We start from the raw sequence: 17,447 nt of genomic DNA on the forward strand, positions 1-17,447 counted from the left end.
CTACCGCCATGACTATGGGGCGAAATACGCTTGGGCTTATGAGCCTGGCTCATGAATCAGATCCCTTCATTGAGTACGTTGCCGATCGCCTCCTCACACTGCAAGATATTATGGTGGTGACAAGCCAGCGGGATAATCTTGAGCTGCGCGCAAACCGCGCCCAGCCCATTATCTTCCAGCGTCAGCAGCGGCGCCGTTATCGCCTCCGGCAACTGCGGGTTACCCTCCATCGCCTTAAACAGCGTCACTTTCGTGGTCTGCAATCGGCGGCTCAGCCTTCCCTCTGACAGCCGCCGCTCCGCCTGCCCGGCGGCCATGGCGCGTGTCGCCGCCTCGCCCTCGATGCCCAGCGCAGGCAGCAGTTGCTCCAGCGGCAGCTCCGCCGTGGTCTGCCGATAGAAGCTGTCCAGCAGATACAGCTGCACGTTACGGCAGCCGCGCGCCTCCAGGCGAGCGGCGATCTCCAGCGCGATGATGCCCCCCAGCGACCACCCGAGAATGCGCACCGGCCCGGCGTCTTGCAGCAGGCCGGCGGCAATCATGTCGTTTAAATACCGTTCGGCCAGCTCGCCGAGCGAGTCGATGGTCGGTTGATGGTAAAGATTATGGTTATCGACGCCATAGCAATTGAGTCGCCCTTGCAACGGCTGAGCGAAAGCATGAAACGCCTCCGCGCCCACCAGCGCCGGGTGGATCATCCACACCGCGGGCACGCCGTCTGTCCGGCGGTTAAGCGGCATGACCAAACGGCGCTCGTTGGCGGCCAGCAGATTTTTCAGGGTGCGGCTTTGCAACAGCTGCACCACCGGCACCGGCGCGGCCATCAGTTCGCCCATGCCGACGCACAGGGAGATCGCCTTGATCGAAGTGCCGCCCAGCAGGAAGAAATCGTCCGTCATGCCGACCTGCTCGCACTGCAGCGCCTCCTGCCACAATGCGCACAACTGCTGCTCCAGCGCGTTCGCGGGAGCGACATAGGCCTGCGGCTCATTCGCCGTCGGCGCCGGCAACGCCTTGCGATCCAGCTTGCCGCTGGAGTTGTACGGCAACGCTTCCAGCCGCACCAGCGCCGCAGGCAGCATGTATAGCGGCAATTGCCCGCTCATAAAGGCCAGCAGCGCCGACTCCTCCAGCGGCGCCTCACTGACGTAATACAGCGCCAGACGCTGCCGATGCGCCTCTGACAGCACCACGGCGCAGCAGGATTTGATCGCGCCGAACGCCAGCGCACATTGCTCGACCTCCCCCAGCTCGACGCGGTAGCCGTTGATTTTCACCTGAAAATCCATACGGCCGAGGAACTCCAGATTGCCGTCCGGCAAATAGCGCCCGGCATCGCCGGTGCGATAAAGCCGCTCCCCCAATTCCGGATGGTAGATGAATTTTTCCTCGGTCAGCGACGGATTGCGGTAATAGCCGCGCGCCACGCCGGCCCCACCGATGTACTGTTCCCCCGGTAAGCAGGGCGGCAACACGCGCAGATGGCGATCCAGCACATAGAAACGCTGATGGGCCATCGCCCGGCCATAAGGTACGCTGGGCGCCAGGATCGGCGTTTCCGGAATGTCGTACAAAATCGACCAAATGGAGCTTTCGGTCGCGCCCCCGGCGCTGACTACCCGGCACCCTGGCCGCCATTGGCGAATGCGCGCCGGCAGTGAACGCGAGATCACCTCACCCACCAGCACCACGTTGCGCAGATGCGGCCACTGCGCCTGCGACGCGGCGGACTCCAGCTGCTCCACCAGCAGCGTCATCACCGAAGGCGCGGAATTCCAGAAGGTCACCCCCTGAGTCATCAACAACCGATGCCACGCCTCCGGCTGATAGCGTTCGGTTTCGGACGGCATCACGATGGCGCCGCCCACCGACAGCAGGCCGAAAATATCGAACACCGAAATGTCGAAGCTCAGCGCGCTGAGCGCCAACCCGCGATCGTCCGCGCCGAGTTCCAGCTGGTGCAAGGTATCGATGATGCTGTTCACCGCGCCGCGATGTTCTATCGCCACCCCTTTCGGCGTGCCGGTAGAACCGGAGGTGAAGATCACATAGGCCAGCGCGGAAGGCGCCGGCAAGACCGGCTCACCCGGCGCCGCCGGCGGTAACGCGTTGACCGCACCTTGCGGATCGATCGTCAACAGTCTGGCGTTACCGTGGGCCGCCCACGCCCGGCTGCTGAGGATAATCCGGGTCTGCGACTGCGCAACGATATCCAGGCGGCGGCGTTCCGGCCAGGCGCCGTCCAGCGGCAAATAGGCCTTGCCGGCCATCAGGATCGCCAGCACCGCAATGATTTGCGCCCGCCCTTTGTCCACCATCACCGCGATGGTGTCGGCGCGCATATCCGCATGCTCGCGCAGCTGCAACGACAGCGCCAACGCACGCCGATACAGCTCACCGTAGTTCAGCTCACCCCATTCATCGACGATCGCCACCCGCTGCGGATCGCGCTCGGCCTGACGGATAAAATCATGATGGATGGCGCGTTCGAAATCGTAGGCCGGCGGACAGGATTGACGGAAGGCGCGCTGCCGCGCCGTTTCACTCGCCGATACCAGCGCCAACTGACTGACGCGCTGCTCCCCGTGATTGACGATCTGCGTGAGGATCGTCAGATAATACTCACCCAACAGCGCCAGCGTGGCCGGTGCAAACAGGGCGGTGGCATAGTTGAAGATCGCCCTGCCGCCTTGCGGCGCCGACTGTATGCTCAGCGTCAAATCGAATTTGGCCGCCTGATAGTGTGTCAACAGATCCTGCGGCGCCAGCCAGGCCGGCGCTTCACCCGCCTCTTCCAGCGCGAACAGCGTCTGAAACAGCGGATGGCGCGACAGATCGCGCGGCACCTGCAGCAGCTCAATCAACTGATCCAACGGTAAATTCTGATGCCGCTGCGCCTGCAGCACGCCGTCAAAGACCCGATGCACATAATCGTTCAGCGACGCCACATCGTCTATTTGCGAGCGCAACGGCAGCGTATTGACGAAGAATCCGATCGCCGAGCGGATCTCCGCCACCGGCCGGTTAGCGACCGGCGTGCCGACCAGAATGTCTTGCTGGCCGCTGAAGTAACCGAGCAGCAGATTAAAGGCCGCAAGATACAGCGCAAACGGCGTGACGCCTTGCCGCCGGGCGAACTGCGCCGCCTGCATCGTCAGGGCCTCCGGCAGCGCGATGACGTGATTGGCGCCGCGATGATCGAAGCGCGCCGGCCGCACGAAATCGAGCGGCATCTCCAGCGCCTGCCACCCATCCAGCGCTTGTCGCCAATACGCTTTCGCCTCATCCGCCAACGCGGAGTCCAGCCAGCGCCGCTGCCAGACGGCATAGTCGCCATATTGCAACGGCAACGCCGCCAGCTCAGCCTCCCGCCCTTGCCGCTGCGCCTGATACAGCGCATCCAACTCCTGCAGCAGCACCGGCTGCGACCAGCCGTCAAACGCCAGGTGGTGCACCAGGATCAGGCTGTAAGTCACCCGCCCGCCATCAGGCTGCACCACCTGGTAAACGCTCGCTCTGATCGGCAACTCCGCCTCCAGGGCAAACGGCCGATCGATATCCTGCCGCAGTCTGTCCGGCCAGCGCGCCGCCTCCAGCGCCACGCGCTCCAGCGAAAGCGTTTGTTCACAGGCCCGGGCGACGGCAATTTGGGACGGCTTCTGGGCAATCAGGCTGTGCAACACCTGATGCCGGGCGACGACCGCCTGCAGACTGTGCTCGTAAGCCGTCAGACAGACCTCCTCGCCGAGACGGAACAGCATCGGCACATGATAAAGATTGCCGCCGCCGTTCAGGTTCTCGATAAACCACAGCTGCAGCTGTGAGGCGGAGAGCGGATACTCGCGTTGCCGCAGCGGCGGGATCGACATCGGCGCGGCGCTCTCCCCCTGCCGCAGCAACGCACGGCACAATGAACGGATCGTCGGGAACCGGCCCAGCTCGCTCAACGTCACCTCGTTCCCCAACCGCTGACCGATCTGGTAACAGGCCTGGATCGCCAGAAGGGAATTGCCGCCCAGCGAGAAGAAATTGTCCTCCACGCCGATATCCTGCCGCTGCAACAGATCGCGCCACACCGCCAGGCAAGCGTTCTCCCGCTCGTTCTGCGCCGCGACAAACTCGCGCGCCGTCCTTTTCGGCGGCGGCAACGCCTGTCGGGCTATCTTGCCGTTTTCGGTCAGCGGCAGCTGTGCCAGCTGCATCAGTGCCTGCGGCACCATGTAAGGAGGCAGTTGGCTGCTCAAATGCTGCGCCAAATCCTGCGGGGCGATCGCCTCATCGGCAACGAAGTAAGCGGCCAGACAGGGCTGAGGGTCGGTGACGAGCACGCAACAACAGGCGGTCACCCCCGGATAGGCAAGCGCGGCATGCTCTATTTCACCCAGCTCGATGCGGTAGCCGTTCAGCTTGACCTGCTGATCGAGACGCCCCAGGAACTCCACATTGCCGTCCTCGAGCCACCGGCCCGCGTCGCCGGTGCGATACACCCGCTCCTGCAGCTCCTCATGCCAGAAGAAACTCTCGGCGGTGCGTTGCGGATCGCCGTAATACCCGCGCGCCAACCCTTCACCGGCCAGATAGATCTCCCCGCGCACGCCCGGCGCCGCGGGCCGTCGTCCGGCATCCAGAATGTAGCAACGCTGGTGCGGCAACGGTTTACCGTAAGGGATGCTGACCGAGCGAATTTTCTCGCCTCGCGACACCTCATACAGCATGGTGAAGATCGCCGCCTCCGTAGCGCCGCCGGCGCTGCAGAAGCGGACGTGCGGCGCCCAGGCCAGGCAGCGTTCCGGCAGCGAGGTGGCGATCCAGTCGCCCCCCACCATCACAGCCCGCAGCGCCGGCGCAGGCCCGGCCGCCAGCCCCTCGCCGTTTACATAGTCCAGCAACAGCTCCATCAGGGCCGGTGCGCTCAACCATTGCGTCACTCGATGTGTCATCATCAGCTGATACCAGGCTTGCGGATTGACCCGATCTCGCTCGGCCGGCATCACAACCGCACCGCCCGCGCTCAACGGGCTGAAAATATCGAAGATCGCCAGATCGAAGCTCAACGCGCTAAGCGCCAGGCTGCGATCCCGCTCGTTGAACCCGAAATACCGCCGAACGCCTTCCAGCATGTTCACCGCGCTGCGATGTTCGATCGCCACGCCCTTGGGCGTGCCGGTCGAGCCCGAAGTGAAAATGATATAGGCCAGGCTGTCAGGACCGGCCTCCACCGCCGGCAGGCGCCTCTCCGGCAGCGGCAACTGCGCCGCCAGCCCGTCGGCATTCAGTTCGACCAGGTTGATCTCGTCGCAGGCCCAGGGCGCATCGCTGAGCAACGTATTGATGCCGGCCTGCGCCATCACCTTCAGCCGCCGCTGCGGCGGCCATGTCGCCTCCATCGGCAAAAACGCCTTGCCGCACATCAGCGCCGCCAACAGGGCGATCGGCTGCCGGCGCCCCTTGTCGGCGACGACGGCGATGGCGTCGCCGGTCATCTTGCCCTGCACACGCAGTTGAGTGGCCAGCGTTAACGCCGCCTCGTGCAGTTCGCCGTACGTCATTTCCCCCTGCGCGTCGATCACCGCGACGGCCTGCGGATTGCGCTGCGCATGCCGCACGAAATCCTGTTGCAGGCAACGTTCAAACGCATAGCTAAAGGCCGGCGCCGCAGGCAGCGCCGGGCTCTGCGGCTGCAGACGAATATTTTCCAGCGGCCAGTCATCGTGGCGCGCCATCTGTTGCAATAGGGCGAGATAGTAGCCGGCCAACCGCTCCATCGACGCTTTGCTGAACAGCGCCGACGCGAAGTTGAAGCGCGCGCGCATCTGCTCCCCCTGCGGCGTCAGCGTGAGCGTCAGATCGAACTTGGCGGTGCGCTCATCCGCGCTCAGATCGACCACCGACAGCCAGTCCGGACGCGTCGGTGCGCCGCTCTCGCCCTCCAGCGCGAACATGACCTGGAACAGCGGATGCCGCGAAAAGTCGCGCGGCAGCGCCAGAGCGTCCACCAGCGCCTCCAGCGACAGCGTCTGATGCTGCTGCGCCCGCAGCGTCGTGGCCGCAACCTCTCGCACAAACTCGGCGACGCCCTGACGCGTGTCGATCTGCCGGCGTAAAGGCAGCGTATTGACAAAGAATCCGATCAGATTCCCCAGCTCAGGGCGATTGCGGTTCGCCAGCGGCGTGCCCACCATCACATCGTTCTGACCGCTGTAGCGGGCAAGCAACAGCATGAACCCCGCCAGCATCACGGCATGCAGCGTCACGCCCTCTCGGCGCGCCAACGCCTCCAGCGCCTTCACCAGCGCCGCCGGCAGCGGCACTTCGCTGTTGTCGCCGCGTACGTCGAAGACCGCCGGCCGCAAAAAATCCACCGGCAGCGAGAGCGGCTGCCAGCCCGCCAGCTCTCGTTGCCAAAAGGCCAATTCGTCGGCCCGGCGCTGCACATTTTCCGGCGCGTGTTGCCAGCAGGCATAGTCGAGGTATTGCAGCGCCGGCTCTGTCGCTTTACGCCACGTTCCCCGATAGCGCGCGTCCAGCTCCTGCAGCAGCACCTCAAGCGACCAACCGTCAAAGACGATGTGATGGAACACCAACAGACAAACGGCCGTTTCCCCGCCCGCCGCATCGCGGTAACGATAGCGCGTGGCGCGCAGCGGCAGCTCGCGCGTCAAATCCATCGGCCGGCTGCAGGCCTGCGCCAGCGCCATGTCAAACTCAGCGCTGCTCACCGTCAGCAAAGGCACCGGCAGCACGGCGTCGCTGACCCACTGGCTGGCTTCGCCCCGCTCATTCTGGCGAATCAGGCTACGCAAGATCTGGTGGCGCTCGACGATCGCCTGCAGACAGTCCGCAAAACGTTGGTCATCGATGTCCGGCGCCAGCCGCAGCAGCACCGGCGACAGATAGTGCGTGGCGTCCGCCGACAGTTGCTGAACAAACCACAATCGCGACTGCTGAAGCGACAACGGCCCCTCCCGCAGCCCGCCGGCGAGGATGGGCGGCTCATCCGACGGCGCCTGCCGTTGAGCGGCGATATGCTCGCTCAGCGCGGCCACCGTCGGATGCTGATTCAACGTCAGCACCGAGATCTTCGCCCCCGGCAATTTATTCACTTCGTGACACAGCCTGATGGCCATAATGGAGTTGCCGCCGAGGCGGAAGAAGTTGTCGTCCATGCCGACATGGCCGCCCAGCAGCCGATTGAACAGTGTAGAAAGCTGAGTCTCCAGCGGCGTGCCCGGTTGGCGAAACGCCGTTTGCCGCTCGACCGGCAGCGGTTCCGGCAATGCCCGGTAATCGACCTTGCGGCTCACCGTCAGCGGCAGCGCCGACAGCGCCGACAGCGCCGACGGCAACATATAATGCGGCAGCTGCGCCGCCAGGCGTTGCAAGATGTCGCCGGCCTGCGGCGTCGCGCCGGGCTTCGGCACATACCAGGCCGCCAGTTGGTCCGTCGTGCCGGGGCGCAGGGTCACCACCGCCTCGGCCACCTCGTGCAGCGCGCGCAGCTGCATTTCGATCTCGCCCAACTCGATGCGATAGCCGTTGATCTTGATCTGCTGGTCGTGTCGCCCAAGATAGTCCAGGCTGCCGTCGGCCAAGCGCCGTACCCGGTCGCCGGTGCGATACAGGCGCCGGTAAGGCTCACGCAGTTCAAAAGGATTGGCGACGAATGCGGCTTCCGTCAGCGCCGGCAGGTTCAGGTATCCGCGCGCCAGGCCGGCGCCGGCCAGACACAGCTCGCCCTCCGCCCCCAGCGGCAGCAGATTGTCATGCTCGTCAACCACATAACAACGCATATTGGCGATGGCGTGGCCGATATTGCGCGCGCCGTTGCGGCGATAAATATTCAGACTGGCGCTGACCGAAGCCTCGGTCGGGCCGTACAGATTGGCAACCTGCATGCCGCAGGCCAGGTAATGGTCGAGCGCCTCCTGCGCGGTCGCCTCGCCGCCGGTCGCGAGATAGCGCACCGAAGCCGGCAGGTCAGGCAAAGTGCCAAGCAGCGCCGGCGGCAGGAAACAGGCTTCGATGCCCCAGGCCGCCATTTGGCCGCACAACAGCGCCGGATCGCGCCGCTGCGCCTCGCCCGCGATGAACAGCCGGTGGCCGTTGCTCAGGGCCATGAACACTTCAAACACGTGCGCGTCAAAGGCCAGCGACGCGAACTGCAGGCAGTTGAGCGCGCCCGATTCATTGCGCAGCAAACGCTGCGTATGGCCCCTTACCATGTTGGCCGCGCCCCGGTGTTCACACAGCGTGCCTTTCGGCCGCCCGGTGGTGCCGGAGGTGTAAATCACATAGGCCAATTGCCGGGCTTCGACATGCGGCAGGCTCGCGGCATCCACATCGGCAAGCGGTTCATCCGCCGCCAGGCAAACACCGTCCGGCGCCAGTCGCTGCGCCGCCCCTTGCAATGCGCTTTCCGTCAGGACGATGGGGCTGTTCACCTCTTGCAGAATATATTCCAGGCGCTGCGCCGGCGCCGCGGGATCCAGCGGCACATAGGCGCCGCCCGCCTTCATGATGGCCAGCATCGCCACCACCGCTTCCGCGCTGCGCTGCAGATACAGCGGGATCAGCGTCTCTGGCGGCATGGCGGCGCCGCGCAACCGGCGATATTCTTCCCTCAGCCGTATTGCCAGGCGATCGCTGCGCTGCGCCAGTTGGCGGTAGCTGAGCGAACCGTTGGCATCGGTTACGGCGATGCGTTCCGGATGACGGCGCGCCTGGCGGGCCACGCCGTCGAGCAGTGTCGCCCCTGGATCGGCCGTGTCCGGCTCGCTCTCCCAGGCGTCGCGGCAGCGTAAAACCTGCTGCGCCGTGAGCTGCGGCCACGCGGCTATCGGCGCGTCCGGTTCGGCTAGCGCACGCTGCAATAGCCCGAGATACTGATCCGCCATCTCCGCCATTTGCGTGGCGTCGAACAGATCGGGCCGATAACGCAGGCGAAACTCAAAGGCCTGCTCGGTCGGCTGATACTCCAGCAGCAGTTCCGAACCGGCCAGATCGACGTTGTAACGGTGATTGACGCCGATGCGGCAACCGTCAAGCGCCAGCGGCGCATCTTTCAGGTAAGCCTGAGTGAAATTGACGTTCAGCTCGCGCACCGGGCTGAGGTTCAGCATGTCATAAACCGGCAATTGGCTGTGCCGCAGCTTGCCCGTCGCCTTGAGCGCTTTGCTGTAGGCCAGCGTCGCGCGGTACAGCTGGTTGAACGTGGCTTGCGGGGCGAGCGTTAAGGGAAACACCGCGGTGTTGACCTGGGCGCCGAAGAACAGCGGCTCGCCGCCGTCCGGCGCGACGGGATAACCGATATGCACCGTGTCCTGCGCGGATTGCCGGGCGATCAGCAACGCCCACAGCGTTTTGAATATCAGGAATGGGTTGGCATACCTGACGCCGGACTTCAGCGCCTGCCACTCGGCGAACGGCAACGTAAAGCGCACTTCGCCGGCGCCGGGGGCTTCGGGGGCTTCACCGGGGAGATAAGGCAACGCTACGCGCGGGGCGCATTCGGCCAACCGGTCGCCCCAGAATGACGCGGAAGCGAAGTCCTGCTTCAACGCCGCGATATCCGCCTCATAGCGCCGGTACAATCGACAAATGTCCGTTTCATCCGCCTGCGGCGGCGCCACGGCAGCCCCGCGATTGTAATAGGCGGAAACGGCGTTGTAGAACTCCTGGCCGGACAGGCCGTCGATCAGGATGTGATGAACGACAATGATCAAATTATAGCGCTGCGGCGCCAGCTTAATCAGGTAGAAGCGGCACAGCGGCCCCTCCCGGAGATCGAACGGCGTATTGATTAATTTACCGACATCGCAATCGGCATCAAGCGTTTCCAACGCAATTTTCTTCTCCGTCTTTACCCAGCGTAATTGCGGCGAGCTGTCGTCGAGGACATGGTGAAACAGAATATAGTCCCGGCACACGCCCTCGACCGCCGCGCGCAGTCGATCGACGTCCAGCGCCCCCTCAATGGTCTGATCCAGCACCAGGTTGTACTCGCAGGAGTGTGGATTAAGGACGTATTCATTCCAAAACGTGTGGGTATAGGGTGAAGCGATGATCGCGCCCATGAATCAATTCCCTTTTAATATATTCAAATAATATATGAATAGATATTTATGCATGGCATAAATACCGTGATGGTTATGCGATTGAGCTGTTAGGCGAAAACTTAAAAAACATAAGAGCGAATATTATTTTATTTTTATAAAAAATAAAGCCACAAAAAAATAAATAAACTAAACCCATTAAAAACAATGACATAAAAAATAATTTACCATTTAAAAATGAATCCTGGCTTTTCATTCATAAATAAAATAACTATTGTAAATAAATTAAAATCAAGGATGGGAATATATTTAATATAAATAAATCTAATTTAAAGGCATCGCAGGAAAAGCGATAAAAAAGAGAATCTTCTTAAATGAAAACACGCATCTTTCAGTTGCGCTATTCCAAAGCGTACGGTGTCGGAATATCCTATACTCGTTGCAGGATGCAGTTTCCCTCCCATTGAATGCCAGTACAGGGAGTCACAAATGGCTATTTTCGCCCACTTGCGGGCAATTTTTTCAGCATTATTGGCAGAATTATCTGATGAATAAAAAACGTCCCGTCTTGACCCCGGCAACCCTGTTATTGCTGCAGCCGGTCTGCATCGGTTCGGCCCTGGCGGCGGATCAGAAAGACAGCGATACGCTGGTGGTAATGGCGCAACCCATCGGATTGACCGAGCTGGGATCGCCGGTGTCCGTCAGCGTGATCGACGGCCAGGACCTGCGCAACGCCGCACCGCAGATTAACCTGTCGGAAAACCTTGGCAGCGTGCCGGGTCTGCAGCTTCAAAACCGACAAAACTATGCGCAGGACCTGCAGCTGTCGATACGCGGATTCGGCAGCCGTTCGATGTTCGGCGTGCGCGGGGTGCGCATGTACGTCGACGGCATCCCCGCCACCATGCCTGACGGCCAGGGACAAACCTCCAACATCGACATCAACTCCGTCGAGCGCATCGAGGTGCTGCGCGGCCCCTATTCCGCGCTGTACGGCAACGCTTCGGGCGGGGTGATCAACGTTGACACCCAGACCGGCGCCCAGCCGCCAACGCTGGAGGCCGGCAGCTATTTCGGCAGCGACAACACCTGGCGCTACGGGGTGAAAGCGACCGGCGCCACCGGCGACGGCACCCAGGCCGGCGACGTCAACTACGCTATCTCCGGCACCCGCTTCACCACTCAGGGCTATCGCGATCACAGCGCCGCGCGGAAAAACCTCGGCAACGGCAAGCTCGGCGTGCGGTTGGACGACGTCAGCACCCTGACGCTGATGTTCAACAGCGTCTCCATTGACGCCGGCGATCCGGGCGGCCTGACCGAAGCGGAATGGAAGGAAAACCCGCGCCAGGCGCCGCGCGCGGATCAATACAACACCCGCAAGTCGCTCGATCAGACCCAGGCCGGTCTGCGCTATCAGCGCCAGATGAGCGAGCGCGACGAACTGACGCTGACCGCCTACCACGGCGAGCGCCACACCACGCAGTACCAATCCATTCCACGCGGGCCGCAGCTCAACCCTACCCACGCCGGCGGGGTGATCGTGCTGGAAAGAAAATATCAGGGCATTGACACTCGCTGGAAGCATGAGGATACTCTCGCCTCGTTACCGGTAACACTGATCGGTGGTCTGGATTATGAAACCATGACCGAACGCCGGCAGGGGTTTGAAAACTTTATTCTGCGAGACGGCACAGTGGACTACGGCGAGAAAGGCGACCAGCGGCGCAACGAGAAAAACCGCATCTGGAACCTGGATCCTTACCTGCAAACCTCCTGGCAACTGACGCCGCACTGGACGCTGGACGCCGGCCTGCGCTACAGCACGGTCAGCTTCGACTCGACCGACTACTACATCACGCCGCGCAACGGCGACGACAGCGGCAGCAAACGCTACCACCAGTGGCTGCCGATGGGCTCGCTCAACTATAAAATCAATCCGGCGTGGAACGTTTATCTCTCCGCAGGCCGCGGCTTTGAAACCCCGACCATCAACGAACTCTCCTATCGCCCCGACGGCCAGGCCGGCCTGAACCTCGGCCTGCAGCCGTCCACCAGCGACACCGTCGAACTGGGCAGCAAACTGCGCCTCGGCAACGGCCTGGTGAGCGCCGCCCTGTTCCAGACCGATACCGACAACGAGCTGGTGGTGGCGGAAAGCAGCGGTGGGCGCACCAGCTACGCCAACGCCGGCAAAACCCGGCGGCGCGGCCTTGAACTGGCGCTGGATCAAGAGTTCGCGCTGGACTGGCGCCTGCATATGGCCTGGACGCTGCTGGACGCCACCTACCGCAGCGAAATGTGCGGTAAATCCGGCTGTACCCCCGCCGGCAATCGCCTGCCGGGCATCGCCCGCAACATGGGCTACGCCTCGCTGGCCTATGCCCCGCCGGAAGGCTGGCACGCCGGCGCGGAACTGCGCTACATGAGCGACATTCAGGCCAATGACGCCAACAGCGCGCAGGCTCCCTCTTACACCGTGGCCGGCGTAAACGCCGGTTATCGCTTTACCTGGAACCGCTGGGCGCTGGACGTGTTCAGCCGGGTGGACAATGTTTTCGATCGCCGATACGTCGGTTCGGTGATCGTCAACGAAGGCAACGGCCGCTACTTCGAGCCGGCGCCGGGGCGCAACTGGGGTGGCGGCGCCACCTTGTCTTATCGCTTTGAATAAGGCAAAGCACCTTAAGGTTAAAAAACGGGATGGGTTTTACGTCACCCTAGCGGCTTCTCGCTGAAATAATAGGGAGAAACCGCGTGTTTTTTCCGATTTGGCTTAATCTCTAAATCGGGGACTTTCATTTTTGGTAAGGGTATTGCTATGCAAAATAAAGCGTCACTATCGCCGCTTATCGTCATAACGGCGCTGTTTGCCGCGCTGAGCGGGCTTTATCTGCTCGGCGGCGGCATCTGGCTGGCCAAGTTGGGCGGTTCGCTGTATTACATCATCGCCGGGCTGGTGCTGCTGGCGACTTCCTGGCTGCTGTTCCGCCGCCGCGCCACCGCGCTGCTGCTGTACGCGGTATTCCTGCTGGGCACCACGATTTGGGCCCTGTGGGAAGTGGGCCCGGACTTCTGGGCGCTGACGCCGCGCCTGGACGTCACCTTCTTCTTCGGCCTGTGGCTGGTGTTGCCGTTTATCTACCGCAAGCTGGTGGCCAACGGCAAATTCGCCTACGGCGCGCTGAGCGCGGCGCTGGCGATCACCGTCATCGCGCTGGCCTATGCCGTGTTCAACGATCCGCAAGAGATTAACGGCACCCTCGACGCCGCCCAGGTACAACCGAAAGACGCCACCGGCGCCGACTGGCCGGCCTATGGCCGCACCCAGGAAGGCACCCGTTACTCGCCGCTGAGCCAGATCAACGACAAAAACGTTGGCCAGCTGCAAGAGGTTTGGCGTTTCCAGACCGGCGATCTGAAGACCGCCAACGATCCGGGTGAGATCACCAACGAAGTCACGCCGATCAAGATCCGCGATACCCTTTACATGTGTACGCCGCACCAGAAGCTGTTCGCGCTGGATGCCGCCACCGGTAAAGAAAAATGGAAGTTTGATCCGCAGCTGAAATACAACCCAACCTTCCAGCACATCACCTGTCGCGGCGTGTCTTACCACGAAACCGCCGCAGCCGCAGGCGCCGCCGGCGACGCCGCTCCGGCGATGTGCGCACGCCGCATCATTCTGCCGGTCAACGACGGCCGTCTGTTCGCACTGGACGCCGAAACCGGCAAACCCTGCCCGGACTTCGCCAACAACGGTGAGCTGAACCTGCAGAGCAATATGCCGTATGCGACGCCGGGCCACTACGAGCCGACCTCGCCGCCGGTGATCACCGATAAAGTGATCGTCGTCGCCGGTGCCGTGACCGACAACTACTCCAACCGCGAGCCTTCCGGCGTGATCCGCGGCTTCGACGTCAACAGCGGCAAGCTGCTGTGGGCCTTCGATCCGGGCGCGAAAGATCCGAACGCCATCCCGGCGGACGAGCACCACTTCGTGCCGAACTCGCCGAACTCCTGGGCGCCTGCCGCCTATGACGCCAAGCTGGATATCGTTTACCTGCCGATGGGCGTTTCCACTCCGGACATCTGGGGCGGCGATCGCACCCCGGAAATGGAACGCTACGCCAGCGGCCTGTTGGCGCTGAACGCCTCCACCGGCAAACTGGCCTGGTTCTATCAGACGGTCCACCATGACCTGTGGGATATGGACGTGCCGGCGCAGCCGACCCTGGCGGACATTACCGACAAGAGCGGTAAAAAAGTGCCGGTCATCTATGTGCCGACCAAAACCGGCAACATCTTCGTGCTGAACCGCACCAACGGCGAACTGGTGGTGCCGGCGCCGGAGAAACCGGTACCGCAAGGCCCGGCCAAGGGCGATCGCCTGTCACCGACCCAGCCGTTCTCCGAGTTGACCTTCCGTCCTGAGAAGAAACTGACCGGCGCCGACATGTGGGGCGCGACCATCTATGATCAGCTGGTCTGCCGCGTGATGTTCCACAGCCTGCGTTATGAAGGCACCTTCACCCCGCCTTCCGAGCAAGGCACGCTGGTGTTCCCGGGTAACCTGGGCATGTTCGAATGGGGCGGCCTGGCCGTCGATACCGATCGCGAAATCGCCATCGCCAACCCGATCGCGCTGCCGTTCGTCTCCAAACTGATCCCGCGCGGCCCAGGCAACCCGATTGAGCCGCCGGAAGGCGACAAAGGCGGCAGCGGCACCGAGTCCGGCGTACAGCCGCAGTATGGCGTGCCGTTCGGCGTCACCCTGAACCCGTTCCTGTCGCCGTTCGGCCTGCCGTGCAAACAGCCGGCCTGGGGTTACATTTCCGCCGTGGATCTGAAAACCAACGACATCGTGTGGAAAAAACGCATCGGCACCGTGCGCGACAGCTCACCGTTGCCGCTGCCGTTCAAAATGGGCATGCCGATGCTGGGCGGCCCGGTGACCACCGCCGGTAACGTGTTCTTCATCGGCGCCACCGCGGACAACTACCTGCGCGCCTTCAGCGTGACCAACGGTGAAAAACTGTGGGAAGCGCGCTTGCCGGCCGGCGGCCAGGCGACGCCGATGACCTATGAGGTCAACGGCAAGCAGTACGTGCTGATCTACGCCGGCGGCCACGGTTCCTTCGGCACCAAGCTGGGCGACTACGTGGTCGCTTACGCCCTGCCCGATCAGAAGTAACCACCGCCGTTAGTACCCCGCAAAGCACGCCGCAAGGCGTGCTTTTTCTTTTCCCGCCCCGCCGGCTGCCCCCTCGCAATACCCTTAATTTTTTCATCTCCATTATTGATAATGGTTATCATTCGCAATATTATACCTCTGCGGCCCCGGCAGCGGCTGCGATCCTCTCCAGCTTAATGGGCAATACAACGATCGGCCGCCTTTGGGCGGCCCTATTCGGAGGCGCATGGTCGACCATACTCGGAAGCATCGAAAGAAGATTTTGCAAGCGGCGGTGAAAACGCGACGCGCCGGCCTGACGTTCGCGCCGGCATCGCCAGCCACTTCGCCCTTTATCGGCCAGCACCGCCAGACGCAAGCCGTACTGATACACCTGATCGGCCATGATGACGCCCAGGAGGAACATGAATGAACCTGCAGCCCTTTACCGCCATGCTGATGTTCGCCTATGTGCTGCTGATGGTGCCGCTGCTCTACGTCATCGACAGCCGCCTGAGCGCCAGCAAACTGGTGCGCAAAGCCACGCAAAATCTCATCATCATCGCCTTGACGCTGTTGTTCTTCAGCGCGATGACGCTGCTGTATTGACGCTTCCTGCCCCTCAGGCGCCAAATTGAGCGCCTGAGCCGCCCTCTCATCCGCGCGCCCGCTCTACGGTTTTCAACCCGCCCAACCGCAACCAATGGTAGAGATCCGCATTGCGTTTAAATCCCAGTTTTCGCATCGCCGCCTGTTTGTGATTGCTGACGGTTTTCACGCTCAGATGCAGGTTGCGCGCGATGGCGGTCTGCGGCAATTCACAGGCCAGGTAGCGCATGACATCCTGCTCACGGCGGGTAATGCGCTGCCGTTCACACCAATAGCACCGGTGCTCTGCGTCGCGGTTCGTCCGCGCCGCCAATGCCCGCTCCAGCTGGCTTAATACGCTGTCCGGCGAGTCGTTGCGGAAAATAACGCCCGCCTCACTGATGCAACGCGGGTTATCGCGCCAGCGGGTATCGCCGGGTTCACGCAGCGCAAAGTTGAGCGGTTGGCCGCCGCTCACTGAACGCAGGCAGAAACGCGCCTGCCAATCACGCTCTACGGACTGGAACACCACATCCGCCCGATGCGCCTGTGTGGCGTCGAGCACCTGAACCCGCATGCCGCGGCGCGCAAAATACGCCAGCAGCAGCTGCTGCAATCCTTCAATAAAGAAACGGTCATTATCGATAAACGCCAGAGTGATGGTAGTTTCCATCGGCACGCTCCCTTTGAAATCATCCTTCCCGGTCGCCGCCGAGCGCGATTCCCCCCCCTGATGGCGGGTGACTCAACGGCATAATGCAACGGCGCGCGGCGCGGGTAATGCGGCTACGGCAACGCCAGAATGGCGACCGATTGCCCCGAGTAATTGCCAGCCTTGATCGTTCCCGTCACGCCAAGGGTGGAAGTGATCGGCACCGTGACCCCGCGCGTATCCGCGGTGAACTGATAACCCAGGTTGCCCAGGGCGCCGTTGATGCGCAGCGTGCTGTAGACGCCGGAATTCCCCAGATCCAGGCGGCCATTGCTGCCGACGCGGATATACATGACGATGTTCATCTTCTGCGAGCACACTACGCGCAGGCTGCCGCGCGCCGTATTGCCTACCAGGTCGGTATCCGGCAACACGCCGTGGTTCAGATCGAGCTGTTGCTCATCGATGCCGCAGACCCCGACCGGCGGCGGCGCGATGCCGCAGACGCTGCTCGGCATCAACCGTGCGCTGTTGCCTTCAACGGCGGAGGAGGACGAGGTGGTATAAAACAGCCCGACACACTCCTGAGTGATGGCATCCCCCACATGAGAAGTCGCACCGACGATCGGCAACGGATAAATGCTCTGGTAGAAGCGGCTGAGTTCACCCATCGTCCGCAGTTGGGTAATCTGCGGGTAGCGCCCCGACCCGACGATAGAGGCCGAAGGCGTCACGGCCGTGCTGCCGCCCGTATTGGCGCTGGTGTGCCGGTGGTTGATCCCCACAGCGCACATGCTTTGCTGGTAGCAAGGATTAGGCGATGAGTCATCCTTATCCCAGCTCTCAAGCACATACTCATAAGCCGCATTGCTGGGAGAGCCGGTACTCTTGGTCACATAGGAATAAATTTGCGCCGAGCACAGCCCCGGCAGCAGGCCGAGCAGTAAATACATCCCTCTGAAGTGAAAACGCTGCATCG

The 17,447-nt window shown here is 62.3% G+C and carries 7 protein-coding genes; 4 read left to right on the top strand and 3 right to left on the bottom strand.

Translation table 11 applies throughout. The features are described from left to right. Positions 1-56: 56 nt before the first annotated feature. A complete protein-coding gene (locus ACJ8IP_RS07060) occupies positions 57-10,073 on the bottom strand; it encodes an amino acid adenylation domain-containing protein (protein ID WP_442524340.1) in 10,017 nt (3,338 codons plus the stop codon). 526 nt (positions 10,074-10,599) lie between these two features. Here ACJ8IP_RS07060 and pqqU point away from each other — a divergent pair. The 4 genes from pqqU to ACJ8IP_RS07080 all read left to right on the top strand — a co-directional run bounded on the left by pqqU (position 10,600) and on the right by ACJ8IP_RS07080 (position 15,837). Continuing rightward, positions 10,600-12,729 carry a TonB-dependent receptor PqqU gene (pqqU, locus tag ACJ8IP_RS07065; RefSeq protein WP_442524341.1) on the top strand — a complete coding sequence of 710 codons (2,130 nt, stop codon included), beginning with the start codon at positions 10,600-10,602 and terminating at the stop codon, positions 12,727-12,729. A 147-nt stretch (positions 12,730-12,876) separates the two neighbouring features. Next, positions 12,877-15,249 (top strand): glucose/quinate/shikimate family membrane-bound PQQ-dependent dehydrogenase, encoded by a 2,373-nt coding sequence (locus ACJ8IP_RS07070; RefSeq protein ID WP_033650791.1) that lies wholly within the window; start codon positions 12,877-12,879, stop codon positions 15,247-15,249. A 226-nt stretch (positions 15,250-15,475) separates the two neighbouring features. Continuing rightward, positions 15,476-15,661 (top strand): hypothetical protein, encoded by a 186-nt coding sequence (locus ACJ8IP_RS07075; protein ID WP_033643635.1) that lies wholly within the window; start codon positions 15,476-15,478, stop codon positions 15,659-15,661. Further along, entirely contained in the window at positions 15,658-15,837 is a 180-nt protein-coding gene (locus ACJ8IP_RS07080) for a hypothetical protein (RefSeq protein WP_015378373.1), read from the top strand. Before ACJ8IP_RS07075 ends, ACJ8IP_RS07080 begins: the two co-directional genes overlap by 4 nt. A 46-nt stretch (positions 15,838-15,883) precedes the next feature. Here the strand turns inward: ACJ8IP_RS07080 and ACJ8IP_RS07085 are convergent, their stop codons facing one another. Next, positions 15,884-16,489 carry a helix-turn-helix transcriptional regulator gene (locus ACJ8IP_RS07085; RefSeq protein ID WP_033643636.1) on the bottom strand — a complete coding sequence of 202 codons (606 nt, stop codon included), beginning with the start codon at positions 16,487-16,489 and terminating at the stop codon, positions 15,884-15,886. 113 nt (positions 16,490-16,602) lie between these two features. Further along, on the bottom strand, positions 16,603-17,445 hold the full coding sequence (locus ACJ8IP_RS07090) for an MrpH family fimbial adhesin (protein ID WP_033643637.1): 843 nt from the start codon (positions 17,443-17,445) through the stop codon (positions 16,603-16,605). Between the last annotated feature and the right edge of the window lie 2 nt (positions 17,446-17,447).

It is taken from the genome of Serratia sp. CY52157, assembly GCF_052168495.1.
In the GTDB taxonomy this organism is placed as follows: domain Bacteria; phylum Pseudomonadota; class Gammaproteobacteria; order Enterobacterales; family Enterobacteriaceae; genus Serratia; species Serratia ureilytica.